14 protein-coding genes are annotated in these 18,849 nt (G+C 56.0%); 4 read left to right on the top strand and 10 right to left on the bottom strand.

From position 1 onward, the window contains the following. Positions 1 to 111: 111 nt before the first annotated feature. From CWO84_RS19410 to CWO84_RS19400, 3 genes are read right to left on the bottom strand one after another with little or no spacing between them, the layout of a single operon-like run. On the bottom strand, positions 112 to 1,608 hold the full coding sequence (locus CWO84_RS19410) for an endonuclease/exonuclease/phosphatase family protein (protein WP_033158416.1): 1,497 nt from the start codon (positions 1,606 to 1,608) through the stop codon (positions 112 to 114). A gap of 48 nt (positions 1,609 to 1,656) precedes the next feature. Then, complete coding sequence (locus CWO84_RS19405; RefSeq protein WP_101054676.1) at positions 1,657 to 3,246, bottom strand: 1,4-alpha-glucan branching protein domain-containing protein; 1,590 nt, start codon at positions 3,244 to 3,246, stop codon at positions 1,657 to 1,659. A gap of 7 nt (positions 3,247 to 3,253) precedes the next feature. Continuing rightward, positions 3,254 to 3,907 (bottom strand): DUF4912 domain-containing protein, encoded by a 654-nt coding sequence (locus CWO84_RS19400; protein WP_033158414.1) that lies wholly within the window; start codon positions 3,905 to 3,907, stop codon positions 3,254 to 3,256. Positions 3,908 to 4,124: 217 nt separating this feature from the next. Between CWO84_RS19400 and glgX the strand changes: the two genes are divergently transcribed. Further along, entirely contained in the window at positions 4,125 to 6,323 is a 2,199-nt protein-coding gene (glgX, locus tag CWO84_RS19395) for a glycogen debranching protein GlgX (RefSeq protein ID WP_033158413.1), read from the top strand. A gap of 60 nt (positions 6,324 to 6,383) precedes the next feature. On the opposite strand, the gene CWO84_RS19390 is transcribed toward glgX, so the two are convergent. The 3 genes from CWO84_RS19390 to CWO84_RS19380 are packed head-to-tail and all read right to left on the bottom strand — an operon-like array spanning position 6,384 to position 9,333. Beyond that, positions 6,384 to 6,896, bottom strand: a complete 513-nt coding sequence (locus CWO84_RS19390; RefSeq protein WP_033158412.1) for a hypothetical protein — start codon at positions 6,894 to 6,896, stop codon at positions 6,384 to 6,386. Further along, positions 6,893 to 7,528, bottom strand: coding sequence for a hypothetical protein (locus CWO84_RS19385; RefSeq protein ID WP_033158411.1), 636 nt, complete (start codon positions 7,526 to 7,528; stop codon positions 6,893 to 6,895). The genes CWO84_RS19390 and CWO84_RS19385 overlap by 4 nt, the downstream gene beginning before the upstream one ends. Continuing rightward, on the bottom strand, positions 7,525 to 9,333 hold the full coding sequence (locus CWO84_RS19380; RefSeq protein WP_101054673.1) for a vWA domain-containing protein: 1,809 nt from the start codon (positions 9,331 to 9,333) through the stop codon (positions 7,525 to 7,527). Before CWO84_RS19380 ends, CWO84_RS19385 begins: the two co-directional genes overlap by 4 nt. 136 nt (positions 9,334 to 9,469) lie before the next feature. Here CWO84_RS19380 and CWO84_RS19375 point away from each other — a divergent pair, with 136 nt between their 5' ends. From CWO84_RS19375 to CWO84_RS19365, 3 genes are all read left to right on the top strand, one after another. Next, the gene (locus CWO84_RS19375) at positions 9,470 to 10,642 is read left to right on the top strand and encodes a phosphoglycerate kinase (RefSeq protein ID WP_101054670.1); all 1,173 of its coding nucleotides are present in this window, start codon (positions 9,470 to 9,472) and stop codon (positions 10,640 to 10,642) included. A 75-nt stretch (positions 10,643 to 10,717) separates the two neighbouring features. Beyond that, positions 10,718 to 11,482 carry a hypothetical protein gene (locus CWO84_RS19370; RefSeq protein WP_033158408.1) on the top strand — a complete coding sequence of 255 codons (765 nt, stop codon included), beginning with the start codon at positions 10,718 to 10,720 and terminating at the stop codon, positions 11,480 to 11,482. Positions 11,483 to 11,681: 199 nt separating this feature from the next. Further along, positions 11,682 to 12,215, top strand: coding sequence for a transposase (locus CWO84_RS19365; RefSeq protein WP_308441611.1), 534 nt, complete (start codon positions 11,682 to 11,684; stop codon positions 12,213 to 12,215). A 161-nt stretch (positions 12,216 to 12,376) separates the two neighbouring features. On the opposite strand, the gene CWO84_RS19360 is transcribed toward CWO84_RS19365, so the two are convergent. Genes CWO84_RS19360 through CWO84_RS19345 form a run of 4 tightly spaced genes read right to left on the bottom strand, consistent with a single transcriptional unit; the run spans position 12,377 to position 18,804 of the window. Further along, positions 12,377 to 15,478 (bottom strand): efflux RND transporter permease subunit, encoded by a 3,102-nt coding sequence (locus CWO84_RS19360; RefSeq protein ID WP_101054668.1) that lies wholly within the window; start codon positions 15,476 to 15,478, stop codon positions 12,377 to 12,379. Further along, the gene (locus CWO84_RS19355; protein WP_101054665.1) at positions 15,475 to 16,587 is read right to left on the bottom strand and encodes an efflux RND transporter periplasmic adaptor subunit; all 1,113 of its coding nucleotides are present in this window, start codon (positions 16,585 to 16,587) and stop codon (positions 15,475 to 15,477) included. Before CWO84_RS19355 ends, CWO84_RS19360 begins: the two co-directional genes overlap by 4 nt. Beyond that, the gene (locus CWO84_RS19350; RefSeq protein WP_101054663.1) at positions 16,584 to 18,146 is read right to left on the bottom strand and encodes an efflux transporter outer membrane subunit; all 1,563 of its coding nucleotides are present in this window, start codon (positions 18,144 to 18,146) and stop codon (positions 16,584 to 16,586) included. The genes CWO84_RS19355 and CWO84_RS19350 overlap by 4 nt, the downstream gene beginning before the upstream one ends. Continuing rightward, the gene (locus CWO84_RS19345; protein WP_033158404.1) at positions 18,136 to 18,804 is read right to left on the bottom strand and encodes a CerR family C-terminal domain-containing protein; all 669 of its coding nucleotides are present in this window, start codon (positions 18,802 to 18,804) and stop codon (positions 18,136 to 18,138) included. The genes CWO84_RS19350 and CWO84_RS19345 overlap by 11 nt, the downstream gene beginning before the upstream one ends. Positions 18,805 to 18,849: the final 45 nt, after the last annotated feature.

Below are 18,849 nucleotides of genomic sequence, written 5' to 3'. Positions count from 1 at the left end.
CTCAGGGAGAAGCTTGGGATGAGGGGATTAAAATCCATTGTTTACATCCCTCACCCCAGCCCTCTCCCTGAGGGAAGGGGATTTTTAGAGGTTGCCCCTTTGCAATTCAGTTTATAGCGGCTCAAAGGTTAACAGATAGCCGCAATGATCCGATACCGGCCCGTAATCCTGCTCGGTGAACACGGTTCGCGCCGAGCTGGCCCGCAAGCCGCTATTCCTGTCCATGAAAATGTAATCGATTCGATAATCGTCGGCCAGATAATCCCGCCAATGCGCATCGTTAACCCGAAAAATTTGTTCGAACAACGCCGGGGCGTTGGCGGCGAGATATTGATCTTCGTATTGATGGCCGTCGACCACCAGTTGATAGCCCGTCGAACCGGCGGCGATATTGAAATCACCGCATAGCAAGGTGGCATCCACCTCGGCGCTGCGTTTATCGTTCGCCCACGCGGATAGTCGTTGAAATTGTTGCTGGAAACCGTCTTCCCACCAACTTAAATGCGCGGAAAACACATCGACGGTACCGACATACGGCACCTTGATCCGCGCCGATACCACTTTGCGGGAATGAATGCTATAGGCATCGTGGCTATCGGATACGTAGCGGGCTTCTTGCTCTATAAAGGGATAGCGGCTAAGAATGGCCACGCCCTCGCGGAATTTGTCGAACCCCAGGTGCGACCAATCCGTGTACAGATGAAACGGTTGCGGCAAGCGCTGGTTGATGATATTAGCAGAATTGGACGGCCAATCGCCGCGCCCGTCATTCCAATACTCGGCCACTTCCTGCAGGCAAACCACATCCGCGCCCAACTCGTCGATAGCGTTAGCAATTTGCCAAAATTTCCGGTCTTGGTCTTCCTCTTGGTAACAGTGCAGATTCAAAATCAACAGCCGTAGCGGCGTGCGGCTTAGCGCGTAATTTTGCCCGGCATTGTTATCCCACAGCCGTTGCTGCTTGTTTTCACAGCAGATGCTGTATTGCAAACGAAAAGCGTCCCCTACCCTGATCCGCCCGTTCCACACTTGCGCAAGATGCAAGCCGGCATAGAGGGCTTTATGGGCAGACTTCCTTTGCGCCTGGCGGCGGCAGCTGGTGGTGTGACTGTGTTGCCAATCGTCGATAGTCCAATGGATCGTGACATGGTCTATTTCCAGCGCAGCGTCCACCGCCAGTTTGACCGGCACGGAATGTTGCCCGTCCTGAAGTTGTTCGGCGTGGCTCAATTGCAGCATGGCCGCGGCACTGGTCAATCTAGCCCCACTACCCGCGCCGCTAAAATAGTCGCCACCTTCGTTGTTGTCCCAATATTCGCTGCCGGCTGCTTGCAGACGCAAAGCAAAACGAATATCGCCGGGTATGTCGGCATGCGGCTGCGGCGGAAATAGGATGTCGGCCTGCCAATACTCCTGCCTGTCTTCCGCCTTACGGTTGAATAAGGCCGGCAAAACATGCCAGACGCCATCTTCGCCGGCCCAGAGCACGTCAACTTGCTTGTGATAATCCAGGTCGGCCACCCGCATCAAAAACTGCAAGGATTGCTGACAGGCGGCGGCTTTGCCGGTGACGTTATTGGCTACATACAACAATTGGATGTTATCCATAGCTCCCCCTGGAGGTTGGGTTAAGCAGTGCCCAAAACGGGCCTTTGTCTAGGCGGCATAATGGCGAAAATCGATGTCAGGAAAAATATCGTCCATGATTTCCAGCGCGGTCAGGTAGCGTTCATCGATACGGTTTTTGCGAATCGCATCGTGCAGATAATTAAAACGAGCCAAATGGTCGGTGATGCGTTTGCGCGCATAATCGATAGTGGTACCGGCCTTCATGATAAACGGCCAATCCGAAGACTGCGCCAGCAACAATGACCGGGCAGCCTGATTTAACGCCCGTTGTTGTAAATCACTCACAGTAAAACCGCGTAAATCGTTGGCCAGCTTTTCCATTTCGGCGGCGGCCTTGTGTAACAGGGGATAAATCCAGTCATTGCTTTCGTTCAGCCAATAACTGGAATAACCGTGTTCGCCCCAACTGGAAGCGGCCGGCGTAGCCTGCACATGCTGCAACGGCAATTGCAAATAATCGCCGCAACTGACGGTCTGGATACCGTTTTCGCTGCTCGCCGCCAAGCGTAACACTTGTTCAAGCCATAAAGGCCCTTCGAACCACCAATGTCCGAATAGTTCAGCATCGTAAGGCGCGACGATAAGCGGCGCTTGCGGCATTTCCGCAGTCAGCGCGTCAATTTGCTGCTGACGGCGCACGATAAAATCCTCGGCATGTTGGCGCGCCTTCTGCTTGGCCCGCTCCGGTTGGTACACCTGCTTGGTTTGCTTGGCGCCGGTAATCCGGTAGTACTTGATGCCGGTGTTGATCCGGGTTTCGCCGTCCAGAATATAAGGCGCGATATATTCCAAGGGCAAGTCAAAGCCGATGTCGCGATAATACTCGCGATAATCCCCATCCCCCGGATAGCCTTCCTCGGCGCTCCACACCTGCCGCGACGAAGCCGGATCGCGGCCGAACGCCGCCACGCCATTGCCGCAATCCAACGGCGCATACACACCATGGCGCGGCGGTTGGTCGGCATCCATGACTGCATGGCTATCGACGAAAAAATAAGTGATGCCTTCGGCTTTTAGCGCCTGTTCCAGGCCCGGATAGTAACCGCATTCCGGCAACCAAAATCCGCTGGGTGCAAAGCCGAATTGGCTCTTAAAACTGGCGATACCCACGCCGATTTGATTACGCACCGACACCGGACTGACATTTAACAAGGGTAAAAAGCCATGGGTGGCTGCGGTGGTAATCAACTCCAGGCAGCCCGCGCTGTGATGCCGTTGAAACTCCGTCAGCAAATCGCATTCATAGCGGTGCTGGTAGCGATGCAAGGCGTCCTGAAACCACTGCATATACATCTGCGCCAGCGGCTCGAACTGCGGTAGCCTGCGCGTGCGCTCCAACTCCCGCTCCGCCAGTTCCAGCCGGCCTTGCAGATAATGCAGATAACGGTTTTGCAGCAAGGGATCGCGCAACATCGTCATCAACGTCGGCGACAAGGACAAGGTCAGCCGGTACGGCACTTGATCGACATGCAAACGTTCCAGCATCGCCAACAAGGGCAAATAGCATTCGGTAATGGCTTCGAACAACCAGTTTTCTTCAAAAAAACTGTCGTGTTCGGGATGATGCACATAGGGCAAATGGGCATGCAAAACGATGCTGAGATAGCCTTTGTTCATCGCGGAATTAGTTTTGTTGGCCGGACGCGGTTACGGCAAGCGCCGAAGACGCCTGGGAAGGCAGCATTATAAACTGCGCCATCGCCGGCGACAGCCTTTCCGTCATCGGCGACACTTGCGGCGCGACTGCGGCAGCCTGCGAATACGCCAAGGGATTGAATTCCTGCTGAGCATTGAGCCGACCAATCGCCACCTGGTAAATCCCGGCGATGCAGGTGTCGCCGCTGGGCAGCGTAATCTGCTGTTGGCTGCGTTCGGCGGCAACCGGCACATCGAACCAGGTTTTGGCCGATTCAGCCGGCAACGGGACCGCTTCGGGCGGCGCAGGATGACTGTATACGCGCAAGGTCAAAGGCTGGACATCTGCCGGTGGCTCGGTAAGCGGCACAGACGCCTGAGCGGCTTCATCCAGCTGCCAATAGACATGAATATGTTCCGGATCGACCGGCAACGCCACCAGCTTGGCGCTTTCAGCTTGGGCGGCAGCGCGTTGCTGGGGTGGGGCAAATTCGCGATTAATCTGCTGACTAATGCTTAACAACTCTTGCGGCGAGAAGCCAGTACTCGTTAACCGCGCCGCGCCGGCTCTAAACCGGCGCGGGGCAAAACCCCGGCTAATCTCCAGACTGATAGCCCGCATTTCCTCCGCAGAAAGCGGCATGCGGACTTGAGACGGTGAGGAGGAAAAGGCCATCGGCAATGTTAACGGGTCGGGTGACTAGGTTTTATCCTGTGGGTAGCGGACACTCCGCGACGTATCGCCGCAGCGACCAGGCTTTATAGACTCTAACCGTTGTCGATTATTTACGCAAGGCGTAGGCCCGCAGCCCTTATATGCAGTAAAATCAGGACTAATTCACAGTTTCTCGGTAAAGGGCATGCACAAACCATACAGTTTAAAGTCAGGGAGTCCCTATCCTCACGGCGCCCGGGTCAGCGAGGGCGGCGTCAACTTCTCCATCTCCAGCCGCCACGCGACGGACGTGGAACTGCTGTTATTTGCCGAATCCGACAGCATAAAACCTTTACAAGTCATACCCTTACAAAAAGAGAAAAACCATACGTTTTTCTCCTGGCACGTGTTTGTCGAAGAACTGCCGGTCGGCACCTGGTATGCGTGGCGCATCGACGGCCCCGCCAACACGCGCGAATCGGGCTTGCGGTTTGATCGCGAAAAATTATTGCTGGACCCTTGGGCGCGCGCAATCAGCGACAAATTATGGAACCGCGCCGCCGCCTGCAAGCCCGGTGATAATAGCCAACATGCCATGCGCGCGGTGGTGGTAGATGACCGTTACGACTGGGAAGGCGACACACCGCTGGCTATTCGCAGCGAAAAAGCCATTATTTACGAATTGCATGTCGGCGGCTTTACCCGTCACACCTCCGCCAAGGTTAAACACCCCGGCACCTTTATCGGCCTGATCGAAAAAATCCCTTACCTGAAAAAGCTGGGCATTACCCATGTCGAACTGCTGCCTATCATGGCCTTCGACGAGCAAGACGTGCCGCCGCATACCGCCGATCTGGGCTTGAAAAACTATTGGGGCTACAGCACGCACAGCTTCTTTAGCCCGCATCCCGGATACTGCGTCACGCCGGAACAAGGCACGCATATCCGCGAATTCCGCGATCTGGTGAAAGCCTTGCACAAGGCCGGCATCGGCGTGATCATGGACGTGGTGTTCAATCACACCTCCGAAGCCGGCGCCGACGGTCCGGTGATCAATTTCAAAGGCATTACCGGCAACAGCTTTTATTTGACCGACAAGCACGACAAACGCATCTTTCACGACTATACCGGCTGCGGCAACACCGTGAACGCCAACCACCCGCTGGTCACCAACTTCATCATCAGCTGCCTGGAATACTGGGTGCGGGAAATGCATGTGGACGGCTTTAGATTCGACCTGGCCAGCGCGTTGGCGCGCGGCGAAGACGGCAGCGTACTGCAGGATCCGCCGCTGGTCTGGGGCATAGAACTATCCGAACAACTGGCCAAAACCAAGCTAATTGCGGAGGCCTGGGATGCCTCGGGACTATACCAAGTCGGCAACTTTCCCGGCTACCGCTGGGGCGAATGGAACGGCCGCTACCGCGACGTAATTCGCCGCTTCCTGCGCGGCGACACCGGCATCATCGCCGAAGTGGCCACCCGAATTTGCGGCAGTAGCGATCTCTATCAACATCAGCACCGCTTGCCGATCAGCGGCATTAACTTTGTCACCTGCCACGACGGTTTTACGTTAAAAGACTTGTTCAGCTACAACGAAAAACACAATACCGCCAACGGCGAAAACAATCGAGACGGTTGCAGTAATAATCTCAGCAGCAACTGCGGCGTGGAAGGCCCAACCCCCGACCCGGCCATAGTCAAACTGCGGCGGCAACAGGTGAAAAACGCCTTTACGGTTTTGCTGCTTAGCCATGGCGTACCGATGTTGCTGGCTGGCGACGAATTTCTGCACACCCAGCAAGGCAATAACAACTGTTATTGTCAGGATAACGAATTGAGCTGGCTGAATTGGGATAAAGCCAAGGACAATGCCGACGTGCTGCACTTTGTGCAGCAGATGATCCGTTTGCGCAAACGCCATCCGGCCTTGATGCGCCGAAACTTCCTCACCGGCCGAAAAATGGAAGATAAGGATATGGCCGACATCAGCTGGCATGGCCTGGAAGTAGATCAACCGCCGCGTTGGGACGACCCGAACACGCGGATTCTGGCCTTTACGCTGGCGGCATTAGGCAAAGATGAACCCGACCTGCACGCAATAATGAACATGTCCGACAGCAAACACAACCTGCAGCTACCGGAGGTTGAGGGCAAGAGCTGGTGTCTGGCCGTGGATACCGCGCAAACATCGCCCAAAGACATTATCGAGCCGGCCGAGCAAAAAGCACTGAGCAGACCCTGGTATACCGTGGAGCCGCACTCCATTGTGGTGTTTGAAAACACCCATCAAACCGGTATCGATGGAGGCGATAGCGTGGCCAAACGGTCCGCCAGTTTTTTCAGCAAATTGACCGGCATCAAGTTGCTCGACCAGCCGGCGACGGAAATACCGACAAGTTAATGAAACAGCCTGTTGTCAGGGTACGCTATGGTGCGCCCTGACAACAAGCTGCCAAAATCATCAATCAAACACATCCCCCCAATCCGGTGGTGGTGGAGCCTCTTCGGGAGGGGGTTCATCAGAGCTCTGCGACTTTGGCTGCTCGGAATCGGTGTCGGCAAATTGTTCTTCGGTCTCCGCAGGCGGCTCGTCGGCAACCGGTTTTTCAGCCACTTTGGGTAAGCCGTCCAGATAACTATCCAGCAAAAGGCACAGGTTTTCGTAAAAACCGGCCACGGTCTGCTGCTGCATTTGCTGCTCAACAAACCCATACAAAAACTGCTTTTCCGCCGCAATCAGGGTGTCGCTGACTGCTTGCGCGGCTTGTTCGTCTAAGTGATGCTTACCGGCCAAGGCCAAGGCCAACCTGTCGCCGCGCCGCTCCTGCCGGTCCTTAATGTCTTCCAGCAACTCTTCGATGCCGGCCAGCCGCCGACGTTTATGCCGCCGATTAACGACTAACACCGCGATCAAGCCGGTCAACAACACCAGCGATAGCTCTCCTAAGCCGATAAGCAGCAGAGATTGCATCATTTCCCCAGCTCCGTAATGCTTTCACGCACACCGCGTTCGGCATCATGAAAAATTTGCAGCATCTTTTTACTGCTGTTTTCCAACTCTAAGGCGGTCTGATTGCCGCTAAACACTCGGGTATATTCGGCGGACATTTCGTCTATGGTTTTCATCGCGTTATCCAGTTGCCGCACCAGTTGTTGGTTAATCCGCTCCAAGCCGGCCAATTGGTTCGCTTGGGGCGAATCCTGCGCCGCAGCAACCGGCGCAAGCGTGCCCCGATTCGCCAGCAAATTCTGATATGGCTCGGTTAGCCGACCGATACGTTGCTCAATCTCACTCAACAACACCAATTCGCGTTTTAAAAACAAGCGAATAACCCCTTCAAACACAGCGCGTTCTGATGCATTGACTTCTTGCAACAATGGCTCAATCTCCGCTGTAGCCAACCCGCAGTTTTCTTCCAGAAATTGCTCCAACCAGCGAGTCTTCACGATGGACTGCTCTTCAAGCTCGGTAATGAAATGTTCAATTTCGGCCATCTCCTTCCCTCGCCGGTTTCTCGAGATAAAAAACAGCACGATAACCAACAGCGTCAAAACCCCCAACGCCTCCGCCGCTAATATCACTACCACGGAATCGAATGGATTCATGACAATCTCTCCAGTAACTGCTGATGTTTATCTGCTTGGCTTTTTTTCAGGTATCGATAGGTAAAAAATCCACCCACACCCAATATCAGATTGATGGCCAACATGATGCCGCCAACCAACAACCAATTGGTTTCCGGGGCGTCCGGCGGCGGATGTAGCTCATGCTCAGCCTGCTCATGCTGCCCGGCATCGGCTTCGTGATCGGTTTTTTCAGGATCAGCTGATTCGTGATGCGCATCCGTATATGCCGCCGGTGCGGCAGCCTCGACTTTCTCGGCAGGAACGAACCAACTGTCATCGATACTCAGCGGTTTGATCGCCGGCGCCAACGGCTTGCCGGCATGATCTTTAGCCATCACATTAAAATTGACATGCGTGGTGGTCTGCGCCGGCAAACCGGCCAAATCCAGCAGCCAAACCCCGTCTTTATTTGTCAATGCGCGGGTTTCCGGCTCATGCCCGGTTTGGTTAATCACTGCATTGACCACCAAACCGGCGGGATCGATCAGTTTGGTATCCGGTAACAGTTTTAGGGTGACTTGGCGTTGTGCTGCATCGACGTGCTTCTCGACCGTAATCGGCGTGGCAACCACTTCGATCTCATGAATAATTTCCCGCTTGAAGGTCTTGCCGTCGGCAACGATTTTCAGCAAATGCTTGCCCAAACTTAAATGCTCAGTCTTGTGCTGGTAAAAACCGGGTTCTGCAACCACGACCAGCATTTTTGCCGGTGCTTGCTGATCCTGGATCACTTCCAGGGTCAGCATGCCCAGGAAATCGGCGCGGGTTATCAGCTTATCCTTGTCGGTGAAATGCGCCTTAATCGGCAAGGCTTCATTCTCGCCCAGAAAATTAGGTATCTCACTGAGTTGCAATTTCAGGTCGGTGACGATCATGACTTGGTTATCGGGATCGACTTCCGCCACCAAACGCCATTCGCCGATCAAGGGTTGCTTGACGGTGATCAGGTCGTAAGCCTGGCTTTCCAGCCAGGACACGTTGGCGACCATGCTTTGTTTACTGATACTTTTGCCGTCCGGCGCAACCAATTGGGTTGGCGCGGCATGCGGTTTTTTGAACACCAACACCGAAAACTCGTGGATGCCGCTATCGACCTGGAATTTATTATCGGTCAGCGGCAAAGTCTCTTTCGGCGCGGCTTTTTGGGCCATTTTCAAAAACACCCGTTGCAATTGCTCCGCCGATTGCGCGGTTTCCGCCCAGCCGCCGGTCTCGAAAGCCAGTTTTTCCAACAATTCTTTATCGGCTTGCTCGGACAATGCCACGGTTTGTACGTTGATGTTTTGCTGCTGGAGTTTGGGGATCCACTCGCTGAGGATGCGCTCGCGGGAATCCGCGCTTTGCATGATGTCCTTGGAAATGTCCACAAAACCGTCGGTCAATAAAATCAGATGTTTCTTGCCGCCGCCCTTAAAGCCCTGGCTCAGCACCGTCTGAATCGCGTCCTCGATGTGGGTATACAAACCGCGAGAATGAATATTGCCGATGGTTTTGCCGGCTTGCTGTTTCCAGGTTGCATTGACAGCATCGGTAGCGGACAGCGGCGCGGTTTTTTCGGCGAATAACCAAAACGCGGCCTTGGCACCGTCCGGCAACAAATTGACTAACAAACGGCTGGCCTCGACGCGCAGATTGTCCGGATCGTTCTGTTTCATGCTGCCGGATACGTCTATCAACACTTGAATTTCGTCGGCGCCGGCAGCGGCAGGCACGGGTTGGCAGCGCGCAGAATCAACAGTAACCACCAACACACAGAACACCGTAAAAATAAACGACTTGCACATAAGTCCGCCGGTAAAAGTTTAGGCAACGGATAGCAAATATAGTCCAAGCGCCTGACTATTCTGTTATTTTTTAATTCAGGCTGCGGCCGGCGTTACACTTTATAATGTTTTCAATATTTCAACCAAAGGAGAACTTATGTCTATCAAACGAATGGTCGACCTGGATTTGGCCGGCAAGCGCGTATTAATCCGCCAAGATTTGAATGTGCCCGTAAAAGACGGCAAAGTCACCAGCGACTTGCGCATCCAAGCCAGTGTCCCAACCGTGGAAGCCGCATTAGCCGGCGGCGCCGCGGTGATTTTGATGTCCCACTTGGGGCGTCCTACCGAAGGCGAATACGATGAAGCCTCCAGCCTGCAACCTGTGGCCGAGCGCTTTTCACAATTGCTGGGCCAACCGGTGCGCCTGGTGAAAGACTGGCTGGACGGCGTGGAAGTAAAACGCGGCGAAGTGGTACTTTGCGAGAACGTGCGTTTCAATAAAGGCGAAAAGAAAAACAATGCCGAACTGGGCCAAAAAATGGCCGCGCTGTGCGACGTATTCGTGATGGACGCCTTTGGTACCGCGCACCGCGCCGAAGCTTCGACCCATGCCGTAGCCGAACACGCCGCCATCGCGTGTGCCGGCCCACTGTTGGCTGCCGAACTGGACGCACTCGGCAAAGCCCTGGAAACCCCTGCCCGCCCCTTGGTGGCCATCGTCGGCGGTTCCAAAGTGTCTACCAAATTGACTGTGCTGGAATCCTTGTCATCTAAAGTCGATCAGTTGATCGTCGGCGGCGGCATTGCCAACACTTTTATCGCCGCCGCCGGTTACCCGGTCGGCAAATCCTTGTATGAAGCGGATTTAATTCCGGAAGCCAAACGTCTGATCGCTTCGGCAAAAGAACGCGGCGCCGATATTCCGGTACCGGTCGATGTGGTCTGCGCGAAAGAATTTTCGGAAAGCGCGGCAGCTACCGTGAAAAACGTCGCCGACGTGGAAGCGGACGACTTGATCCTGGATATTGGACCGGAAACCTCCAAACAATACGCGGAAATCCTGAAAACCGCCGGCACCATCGTCTGGAACGGCCCGGTCGGCGTATTCGAAATCGACCAATTCGGCGAAGGCACCAAATCTCTGTCGTTAGCGATTGCCGAAAGCCCTGCCTTCTCCATCGCGGGCGGCGGCGACACATTAGCGGCGATAGACAAATACGGCATCGCCGATAAAGTGTCTTACACCTCGACTGGCGGCGGCGCGTTCCTGGAGTTCCTGGAAGGTAAGGAATTGCCGGCGGTAGCGATATTGCAAACTCGCGGCTAAGCGCGCTGGTCTTGACGGGGCTTAAAGTCTCGTAATCTCTAAAATGTCGTACTAGTCGATCTACATGGAGAATTGTTGATCGACTGGTTGCGCCCCCTCAGCAACAACGGCCCTTTTATGTTCGGTTTCACCATGAATATTACGCTGCTAATGGCTCTGTCATTGTTGCCCAAACCTTTAGTTGCGAATTCCGAGAATCCTACCCTCCCAAAGACGGATATCGCCACACCTTCTTTAGGTGAAAATGATTCCTGCGTGTCAGGTCCCTTTGAGACAGATATCGAAAGACTGAAGAATGCAGCCCCCTTGCAAGACATTACGATTGCTGAGCGGAAGGCTGCAAACCTTAGAATCCCAATTGAGATTGAAAAAATTCGTGAGGGTGGCTACTCACTATTTGTTGGCAGTTATATCAACAATGGCCTCATAACGTGGTATGGGTTTGACGTAGAGCGTCGTCTCTTTATCGCTGTCCTTGGGCATATTGGACCGTTGCTAGATAAGGTGCCAAGCGAAGAAAAATTAAGTGACGCGCAATTGCTTCGCTACACAGACGCTGCTGGATATCGTCGAAGTGAATTTGTAACTGTGTCGGATGCGACTCCGGAGCAAGTAAGAGAGTTTTCGTGCTTGGCTAACGAATTATCAGCGACTCACAGGGATCCACAACCTACGTTTCGTAGGATGACGGATACTCTAAAGAAGGAGTTCGTGCTTATCCATAATGGGAATCGGCTGCCTAGCGGTGGAGGCGATGCAAGGCGGAAATCTGAAGGCATGCTTGAAAAATTTGTGGCCAAGCCACTCCGAGAACCAATTATGCAAACATACCGAAAATGACGCGAAACCTCGCGTTGAATGGTTGCCTTTGGGCACTTTCACCTCTCATTAGCAAGCAAGTAGCCTCGATGTAATCGAGGTTTCGAAGACCAACCCCCTTCAATTGCCGATGTGGGTTTGGTGGTCTGTAAGCCGACGCCCTCGATTCCGCTATCGCTGCATCGAGGCTACAATGGCCTGACTTCAATCGACGTAAGGAATGGCGATGGTCGCGTATCGGCGTAATTTCGTGGCGGGTGGCACTTATTTTTTTACGGTGACGTTGCGTGATCGTCGGGCGCGTTTCCTGGTCGAACATGTCGGCGATTTACGCCGAGCATTTGCGCAAACCCGCGCCCGAAAACCCTTCGTGATTGAGGCTATGGTGGTATTGCCCGATCATTTGCATGCCATCTGGCGTTTGCCGGAACACGATACCGATTATCCCGGACGCTGGAAGTCAATCAAGTCGCTGTTCACTCAAGCGCTGAACAGCCATGGTATCGATGTCGGCAAACGGCATGACGGCAGCGCATCCATCTGGCAACGCCGTTATTGGGAACACACCATTCGCGACGAACAGGATGGGTTGCATCACATCGATTACATTCACTTCAACCCGGTGAAGCACGGTTGGGCGCACCGCGTGCAAGATTGGCCGTTTTCATCGTTTCACCGTTATGTCCATCGCGGTTGGCTCCCTCTGAACTGGGCTGGCGAGAATGTTGCCGATCAGAGTTTCGGCGAACCGTAGCCTCGATGAAATCAATGCTCCGAACGCCAACACCCTTCAATTGCCGGTATAAGCTTGATGGCCGGCAGGATAGTTCGAACATCGCCTGACGCCCTACCCTAGCCCGACCGCTTCTGTTTCATCTTTCCGAATGCGCTATGGATGATGCCGTGTTTCGAAAATCACGATTCGACAGCAACAGCTTTGGGCCCCGTAAAGCGTTTCCAAACTGCCATGCCCAGATTTTTAAAATCGTCCAGATAGGTGTAAGCCACCGGAATCACCAATAAACTCAGCAAGGTGGACGTCACCAAGCCGCCGATTACGGCGACGGCCATCGGGCTGCGGAAGGAGGAATCGGCGTTGCCCATGCCTATCGCAATCGGCAACATACCGGCACCCATCGCAATCGTGGTCATGACAATCGGCCGGGCCCGTTTGTGGCACGCATCCAATAGCGCATCCACCCGGCTCAGACCCTGTTCGCGGCGAGCAATGATGGCGTAATCAACCAACAATATCGAGTTTTTGGTGGCTATCCCCATCAACATCACCAAGCCGATCAACGACGGCATCGAAAACGCCTTGCCGGTCAACAGCAGTGCGACGAAACCACCGCCAAACGACAGCGGCAATGCCGCCAAAATGGTGATGGGTTGCAGGAAGTCTTTAAACAGCAACACCAGCACGATGAAGATGCACAACACGCCGGTCAGCATCGCCAAACCAAAACTGGCGAACAGCTCGCCCATCATTTCCGCATCGCCAATATTGATGCGTTTCACGCCGGCCGGCAGGTTTTTAATGCTATCCAAATTTTCCACCGCCGCGGCAACGTCACCCAGCGGCTGGCCGGACAATTCGATTTCGAAATTGATATTCCGCGACCTGTCGTATCGATCAATCACCGCTGGACCGCTGGACAGTTCCAGTTTCGCCACCTGGCCGACCATCACCGCGCCGATACCCGGCTTGGCGGACGGCACTGCCAAGCGTTCCAAAACGCTCAAATCTTGCCGGCCCTCCTCGGCCAGTTTGACGACCATCGGCACCTGGCGTTGCGCCAGATTGAGCTTGGATAAAGACCAATCGTAATCGCCCAAAGTGGCAATGCGCAGGGTTTCCGCGAGTGCCGTGGTGGTCACGCCCAGATCGGCGGCGCGGGCGAAGTCCGGCCTTACCGCGATTTCCGGCCGCACCAGCGCTGCGCTGGAGGCGATGCTGCCCAGGCCGGGAATGGTTCTGAGGTCGCGTTCCAGATTGCGGGCGGCGGCACTCAAGGCTTGCGGGTCGTCGCCGCTCAAAACCAACACGTATTTTTCGCCGGAAGCGCCCAATCCCACCTTGGTGCGCACGCCGGGGAGTTTTTGCAGGGCCAGGCGGATATTTTGCTCAATGGCCTGTTTACGCACCGGGCGGTCCTGGCGGTTAGCCAGGGTAATCGTCAACGTGGCCTTGCGGACCTCGCCGGCACCCTGGTTGCCGGCCATCGGGTCGCTGCCCGCCGAGCCGCTGCCGATGGTGGTATAAATCGTTTTTACGTAGTCGATCCTGGCAATCAATTGTCTAGCCGCTTCGGCGGAAGCGCGGGTTTGTGCCAGACTGGAACCGGGCGGCAGTTCCACGAATACCTGGGTTTGCGGATTATCGTCCGCCGGGATAAAGCCGGTCGGCAACAGCGGAATCAAAAACAGCGAGCCGATAAAAAACGCTGCCGCGCCGCCCATCGTAGCCAGACGATGATGCAGACACCAGCCCGCCAACTTCATATACGTGCGCATCACCGCACCTTCCTTGGGCTCAGAATGGTCGAGATTTTTCAGCATATACGCCGCCATCATCGGCGTCAGCATCCTGGCGACCACCAAAGACGCCATTATCGCCAGCGCCGCCGTCCAGCCGAATTGCTTGAAAAACCGCCCAGCCACACCGCTCATAAACGCAGTCGGCAGAAATACCGCGACCAGCGCAAACGTGGTCGCCACCACGGCCAAGCCGATTTCGTCAGCGGCCTGCATCGCGGCTTGGTAAGGCGTTTTGCCCATCCGCAGGTGGCGGACGATGTTTTCTACTTCGACGATGGCGTCGTCCACCAGAATGCCGATCACTAACGACAAGGCCAACAAGGTGATCACATTCAGCGAAAAGCCCAAATAATCCATACCCAGGAAGGCCGGAATCACCGACAGCGGTAATGCGACAGCCGAAATAAAAGTGGCCCGCCAATCGCGCAAGAACAGCCAGACCACCAAAACCGCCAACAACGCACCTTCGTAAAGCATGGTCATTGAGCCTTGAAATTCTTCCTCGACCGGCGTGACAAAGTTAAACGCTTCGGTGAATTCGATATCCGGGTTGGCGACACGCAATTCGGCCAAGGCTTTTTGTACGCCGGCGCCGACCTCCACTTCACTGGCACCCCGGCTACGGGTCACTTCAAAGCCCACTACCGGTTTGCCGTTCAGCAGCGCCAACGCGCGCGGTTCCGCTACCGAGTCGTCCACCTTGGCGACTTGATCGAGCCGAATATGGCGGCCATCGGCCAGTGAAAGCTGCAAGGGCCGTATTTCCTCGACCGAGGCCACGTTGGCCAAGGTCCGCACCGGTTGCTCGCCGCTACCCAAATCGATCCGGCCGCCGGCGCTCTCACGCTGGATTTGCCGCAATTGCCGGGAAATGTCCGACGCCGTGGCACCCAAGGCTTGCAGCTTGACCGGGTCCAGCGCAATAGTCACTTCGCGGCTGACGCCGCCCACCCGATTGACCGCACCGACGCCGCGTACCGCCAGCAGGCGTTTGGCGACCGTGTCTTCCACAAACCAGGACAGCGCTTCTTCGTCGCGCTGCGCGGAGCTGACGGTTAAGGCCAAAATCGGCGAACCGGCCAAATCCAGTTTGGTGACAACCGGATCGCGCAGGTCGCCCGGCAAATCGGCGCGGACTTTGGACACCGCTGAACGCACATCGTCCAAGGCTTCCTGCACCGGTTTTTCCAGACGAAATTCGGCGGTAATCGTGGCGCTGCCGTCCTGGACCTTGGAGGTGATGTGTTTCAAACCCTGCAAGGTGGCGATGGCGTTTTCGATTTTCCGTGCCACCTCAGTTTCCAGTTGCGACGGCGAAGCGCCGGGCAGCGAGGTCGAGACCGTGATGGTGGGCAAATCCAGATCGGGGAAGTTCTGGATTTTCATCGATTTAAAGCTGAGCAAACCGGCGAAGCTGAGCAGCACGAACAACATCATGGCCGGAATGGGGTTGCGGATACACCAGGCTGAAACGTTCATTGTGTCACCACCCGCACGCTGTCACCGTCGGCCAAAAACGAGGCACCGCCAGCCACCAACCGATCTTCGGCGGCCACGCCGGCTAAAATTTCCACCTGGTCGCCGTTTCTGCGGCCCAACTGCACTTTGACCTGCTTGACGCGGGCCCGGTCTTCGGTTTGTTCGGTCAACAAAAATACATAACTAAAGCCATCCCGCAGCGACAGCGCCTCTTGCGGCACCGTTAGCGCCGTGGAACTGCCCAATTCAAATTCGCCGCGGGCGAACATACCGGCACGCAAACCGGTCTGCGCGGCACGAGGTAAGTCAACATAAACCAGGCCATTGCGGTTTTGCACATCCAGGGTAGGCGCCAGGAAACGCACTTCACCGTCGATACTGCCAACATTCGGGACCTCTACCCTCACCTTATTGCCTGGTTTCAGTTGCGTCATTTCCGCGGCGGTAAGCTCGCCGCGCCACTCCAAGCGGTTTTGCCGAATCAAACGAAACAATTCCTGGCCTTTGGTGGCGACGGCGCCCAAAGTGGCGCTACGCGCGGAAATCACGCCGTCGTCGCTGGCCAATACTTTGGTGTATTTCAGGCGTAACAATTGCGCATCCAACTGCGCTTTGGCGGATTGCAGTTTGGCCTCTGCGGTTTTCGCGCCGGTCAGGTACTGGTCCACTTGTTGCGCGCTCAATGCGCCGGATACCGAGACCTTGCGCGCCCGCTCGGCGTTAAGCCGGGCTTCGGCCAGATTGGCTTCGGCTTCGGCCACTACACCTCGGGCTTGCGCGACATCGGCCAATACGCTTTCGTCGGAAAAGGTGGCCAACACCTGGCCTTTTTTAACGGCTTCGCCGATTTGCACGTTAACCGCGCTCAGACGCAGATCGCCGATTTCGGCGCCGATCACGGCTTCCTGCCAAGCCGCAATCGAACCGTTAGCCGTGAGACTGAGCGGAATATCATGCGTCTGCGGACGGATCGCGGACACGCTGAGCGCCGGATTGGCAGCCGGTGCTTCGCTAGATGGCGCGGGCTGGCTGACGCGGCCGATCGCTACGCCAATGCCGATTAATAACAGTAAGGCGGCGAATAGCACGCCTATTTTTCCCTTGGTCATGAGTTTCCTCCGTTGAGCATGTCGTTTTGATTCGGATATAAATGCGTGTTGCCGATGGCTCTGAGTTTGGCTGGGCCTGCCGCCGCCGTGTCCGGATTCGGCGACTCGCCAGCATCGGTCCAGCCTCCGCCCGCCGCGCGATACAGCGCGATCCAAGCCCCGACCTGTTCCTGCTCCAGCTCTTCGAGCGCCAGTTCAGAGGCCAGCACGTTGCGGCGGGCAGTTTCCACATCCAGCAAATTACCCAGTCCGCTTTGGTAGAGCGTTTGCAGCGCCTGAAAGTTTGCCCGGTAACCGCTGACCGCCTCGCGGCCTTGCGGCAAGCGTTGGCGGGTGCTATCCAAACGTACCAGGGCATCTTCGACTTCCTTGACCGCCGTGCGCACCTTGGCGCGGAAGCGGCTTTCCGCCGCTTGGTATTGCACCTTGGCGACTTCCACGTCGGCTGCGCGCTTGCCGGCGTCGAACAGCGGCAAGCTCAGCGTCGGCCCTATCGCCCAAGTCTGCGCCAGCATCAGCGCCGCGCCGTTGATGTTTTGCAGGGTCGGGGTGATGTTGCCCGACAGGCTCAATTTCGGAAATTGTTTGGCCCGTTGCACGCCGATATTGGCGCTGGCCTCGGCGAGGTCGCGTTCGGCGGCCGCCACATCGGGCCGTTGCAATAACACCTTGGCCGGTAAGGACGCGATTTCGAACGCTGGCGGAGTGGGCAGTTTCGCCGTCTGATCGGCCGAACCGTTCAGTAACGACCGCAAGTCGGCTTCCGCGAGGCCGGTCATCGCCACCAGGCTTTTGATGGAACGTTCGCACTGGGCTTGTTGTTGCAGCAAGGTTCTGTTGCCTTCGGCGGCGCTGGCGGTAGCCAAGGCTACATCGCCCGGTGAGCGGAACCCGCTCTGGCCGGCAACCGCCGCTACCCGCGCCGACTCGCGGCGCGAATCGCTGTCGGTACGCAATAGTTGCACTTGCGCTTCGCAATAGCGGTAAGACAGGTAGGCATCGGCCACTTCCACCGCTACCGCGACCCTGGCGTCGTGCCAGGAGGCGTTGCGCGATTCCAGTTGGCTTTGGGCCGCTTCCTGCTGCCGGGCCAAACCGCCGAACAAGTCTATTTCCCAGCTGGATTGCAGTCCGGCCGAGAATTGGTTCCAGATGAACGGCGTGCCGCCAAACGAAGACGAGGAGCGTTTGGAGGCGAACTCTGAATCCAGTTTCGGCAGGATGGCCGCATCGGCGCCCACGAGATTTGCTCTAGCTTCTTCGATGCGCGCTCTGGCGTCGGCGACCGAGGCGCTCACCTGTTCGGCGGCGCTTAACAGGCGAGTCAGAGCCGGGTCTTGAAAACGCTCCCACCAGCGCATCAGCTCGGCGGGGTCGCCTTGATGCGCCTGTTGGCGCTTGGCCGCATCGGCTTGCGGCGCTTGCCAGCTCGCAGGCGTCGGCAATGGTTCTGTTTGATAATCAGGGCCGACGGTCGTCAATAAACCGCCGGACCCGCAAGCCGAAAGCAGCAAGGGGATCAGACTCAAACCCAGCGGCCGCGAGATATTATTGTTCATGGTCGCCATCCCGAGCCCGGCGCGCGGCTTCGCCTTCGATCATGGCCAGTGCGTAGCCGGCCAGACGTTCCGCTAGTACGTCGATGTTTTGTGGAGAATTTAAAATTTGCGGGGAAATCATCGAGATGACGTCTTGTCCCACATAGAAATGCACCGCCATGCCTATCATCGCGAAAACCAGCCGATGCAAGTCGTCGTCGATGCCGCTCAATCCCAAATGTTCCTTGAGCAGCAACACCAGGGATTCATGCTGCGGTTTGATTTCCGCATCGATTTCCTGCTGCCAGGCGCCCGTCGGCTCGATCATCTCCCGGAAGTGCAGCTTCATCACAAGCCCAAAGTCCTCGCCTTCTTTCAGCGGCTCCAGGAATTCGCTGAAAAACCGGGTCAATACTTCGGGCAACGGTAAGTCGGCATAGGCCGCGACATCGGAACCGCAACGTGCGTCGCCCATCGGTTCGAAGAATGCGGCGCGATATAGACCGGCCTTATCGCCGAAGTAGTAGCGAATGGCCGAAATATTGGCGCCAGCCGCCTCGCAGATTTCCCGCGTGGAGGCCGCCTTGTAGCCTTTTTCGGCAAACAGCCGCAACGCTGCCATGACCAGCCGGCTGCGTGCGTCGTGAGTTTCGGTTTCGGAGTTTTCAGGTGCGACCATGCTGCCTCTGCGGAAGTGCTTGTTAGAAAAAATCAATCGATTGAT

The sequence above is a fragment of the Methylomonas sp. Kb3 genome (assembly GCF_002834115.1).
GTDB lineage: Bacteria > Pseudomonadota > Gammaproteobacteria > Methylococcales > Methylomonadaceae > Methylomonas > Methylomonas defluvii.
The sequence above is the reverse complement of the archived record's forward strand: the minus strand, read 5'-3'. Positions and strand labels throughout refer to the sequence as shown.

Coding starts and splice junctions, on each gene's coding strand:
- CWO84_RS19410 (WP_033158416.1), bottom strand. CDS start 1,608: ATGGATAACATCCAATTGTTGTATGTAGCCAATAACGTCACCGGCAAA.
- CWO84_RS19405 (WP_101054676.1), bottom strand. CDS start 3,246: ATGAACAAAGGCTATCTCAGCATCGTTTTGCATGCCCATTTGCCCTAT.
- CWO84_RS19400 (WP_033158414.1), bottom strand. CDS start 3,907: ATGCCGCTTTCTGCGGAGGAAATGCGGGCTATCAGTCTGGAGATTAGC.
- glgX (WP_033158413.1), top strand. CDS start 4,125: ATGCACAAACCATACAGTTTAAAGTCAGGGAGTCCCTATCCTCACGGC.
- CWO84_RS19390 (WP_033158412.1), bottom strand. CDS start 6,896: ATGATGCAATCTCTGCTGCTTATCGGCTTAGGAGAGCTATCGCTGGTG.
- CWO84_RS19385 (WP_033158411.1), bottom strand. CDS start 7,528: ATGAATCCATTCGATTCCGTGGTAGTGATATTAGCGGCGGAGGCGTTG.
- CWO84_RS19380 (WP_101054673.1), bottom strand. CDS start 9,333: ATGTGCAAGTCGTTTATTTTTACGGTGTTCTGTGTGTTGGTGGTTACT.
- CWO84_RS19375 (WP_101054670.1), top strand. CDS start 9,470: ATGTCTATCAAACGAATGGTCGACCTGGATTTGGCCGGCAAGCGCGTA.
- CWO84_RS19365 (WP_308441611.1), top strand. CDS start 11,682: ATGGCGATGGTCGCGTATCGGCGTAATTTCGTGGCGGGTGGCACTTAT.
- CWO84_RS19360 (WP_101054668.1), bottom strand. CDS start 15,478: ATGAACGTTTCAGCCTGGTGTATCCGCAACCCCATTCCGGCCATGATG.
- CWO84_RS19355 (WP_101054665.1), bottom strand. CDS start 16,587: ATGACCAAGGGAAAAATAGGCGTGCTATTCGCCGCCTTACTGTTATTA.
- CWO84_RS19350 (WP_101054663.1), bottom strand. CDS start 18,146: ATGAACAATAATATCTCGCGGCCGCTGGGTTTGAGTCTGATCCCCTTG.
- CWO84_RS19345 (WP_033158404.1), bottom strand. CDS start 18,804: ATGGTCGCACCTGAAAACTCCGAAACCGAAACTCACGACGCACGCAGC.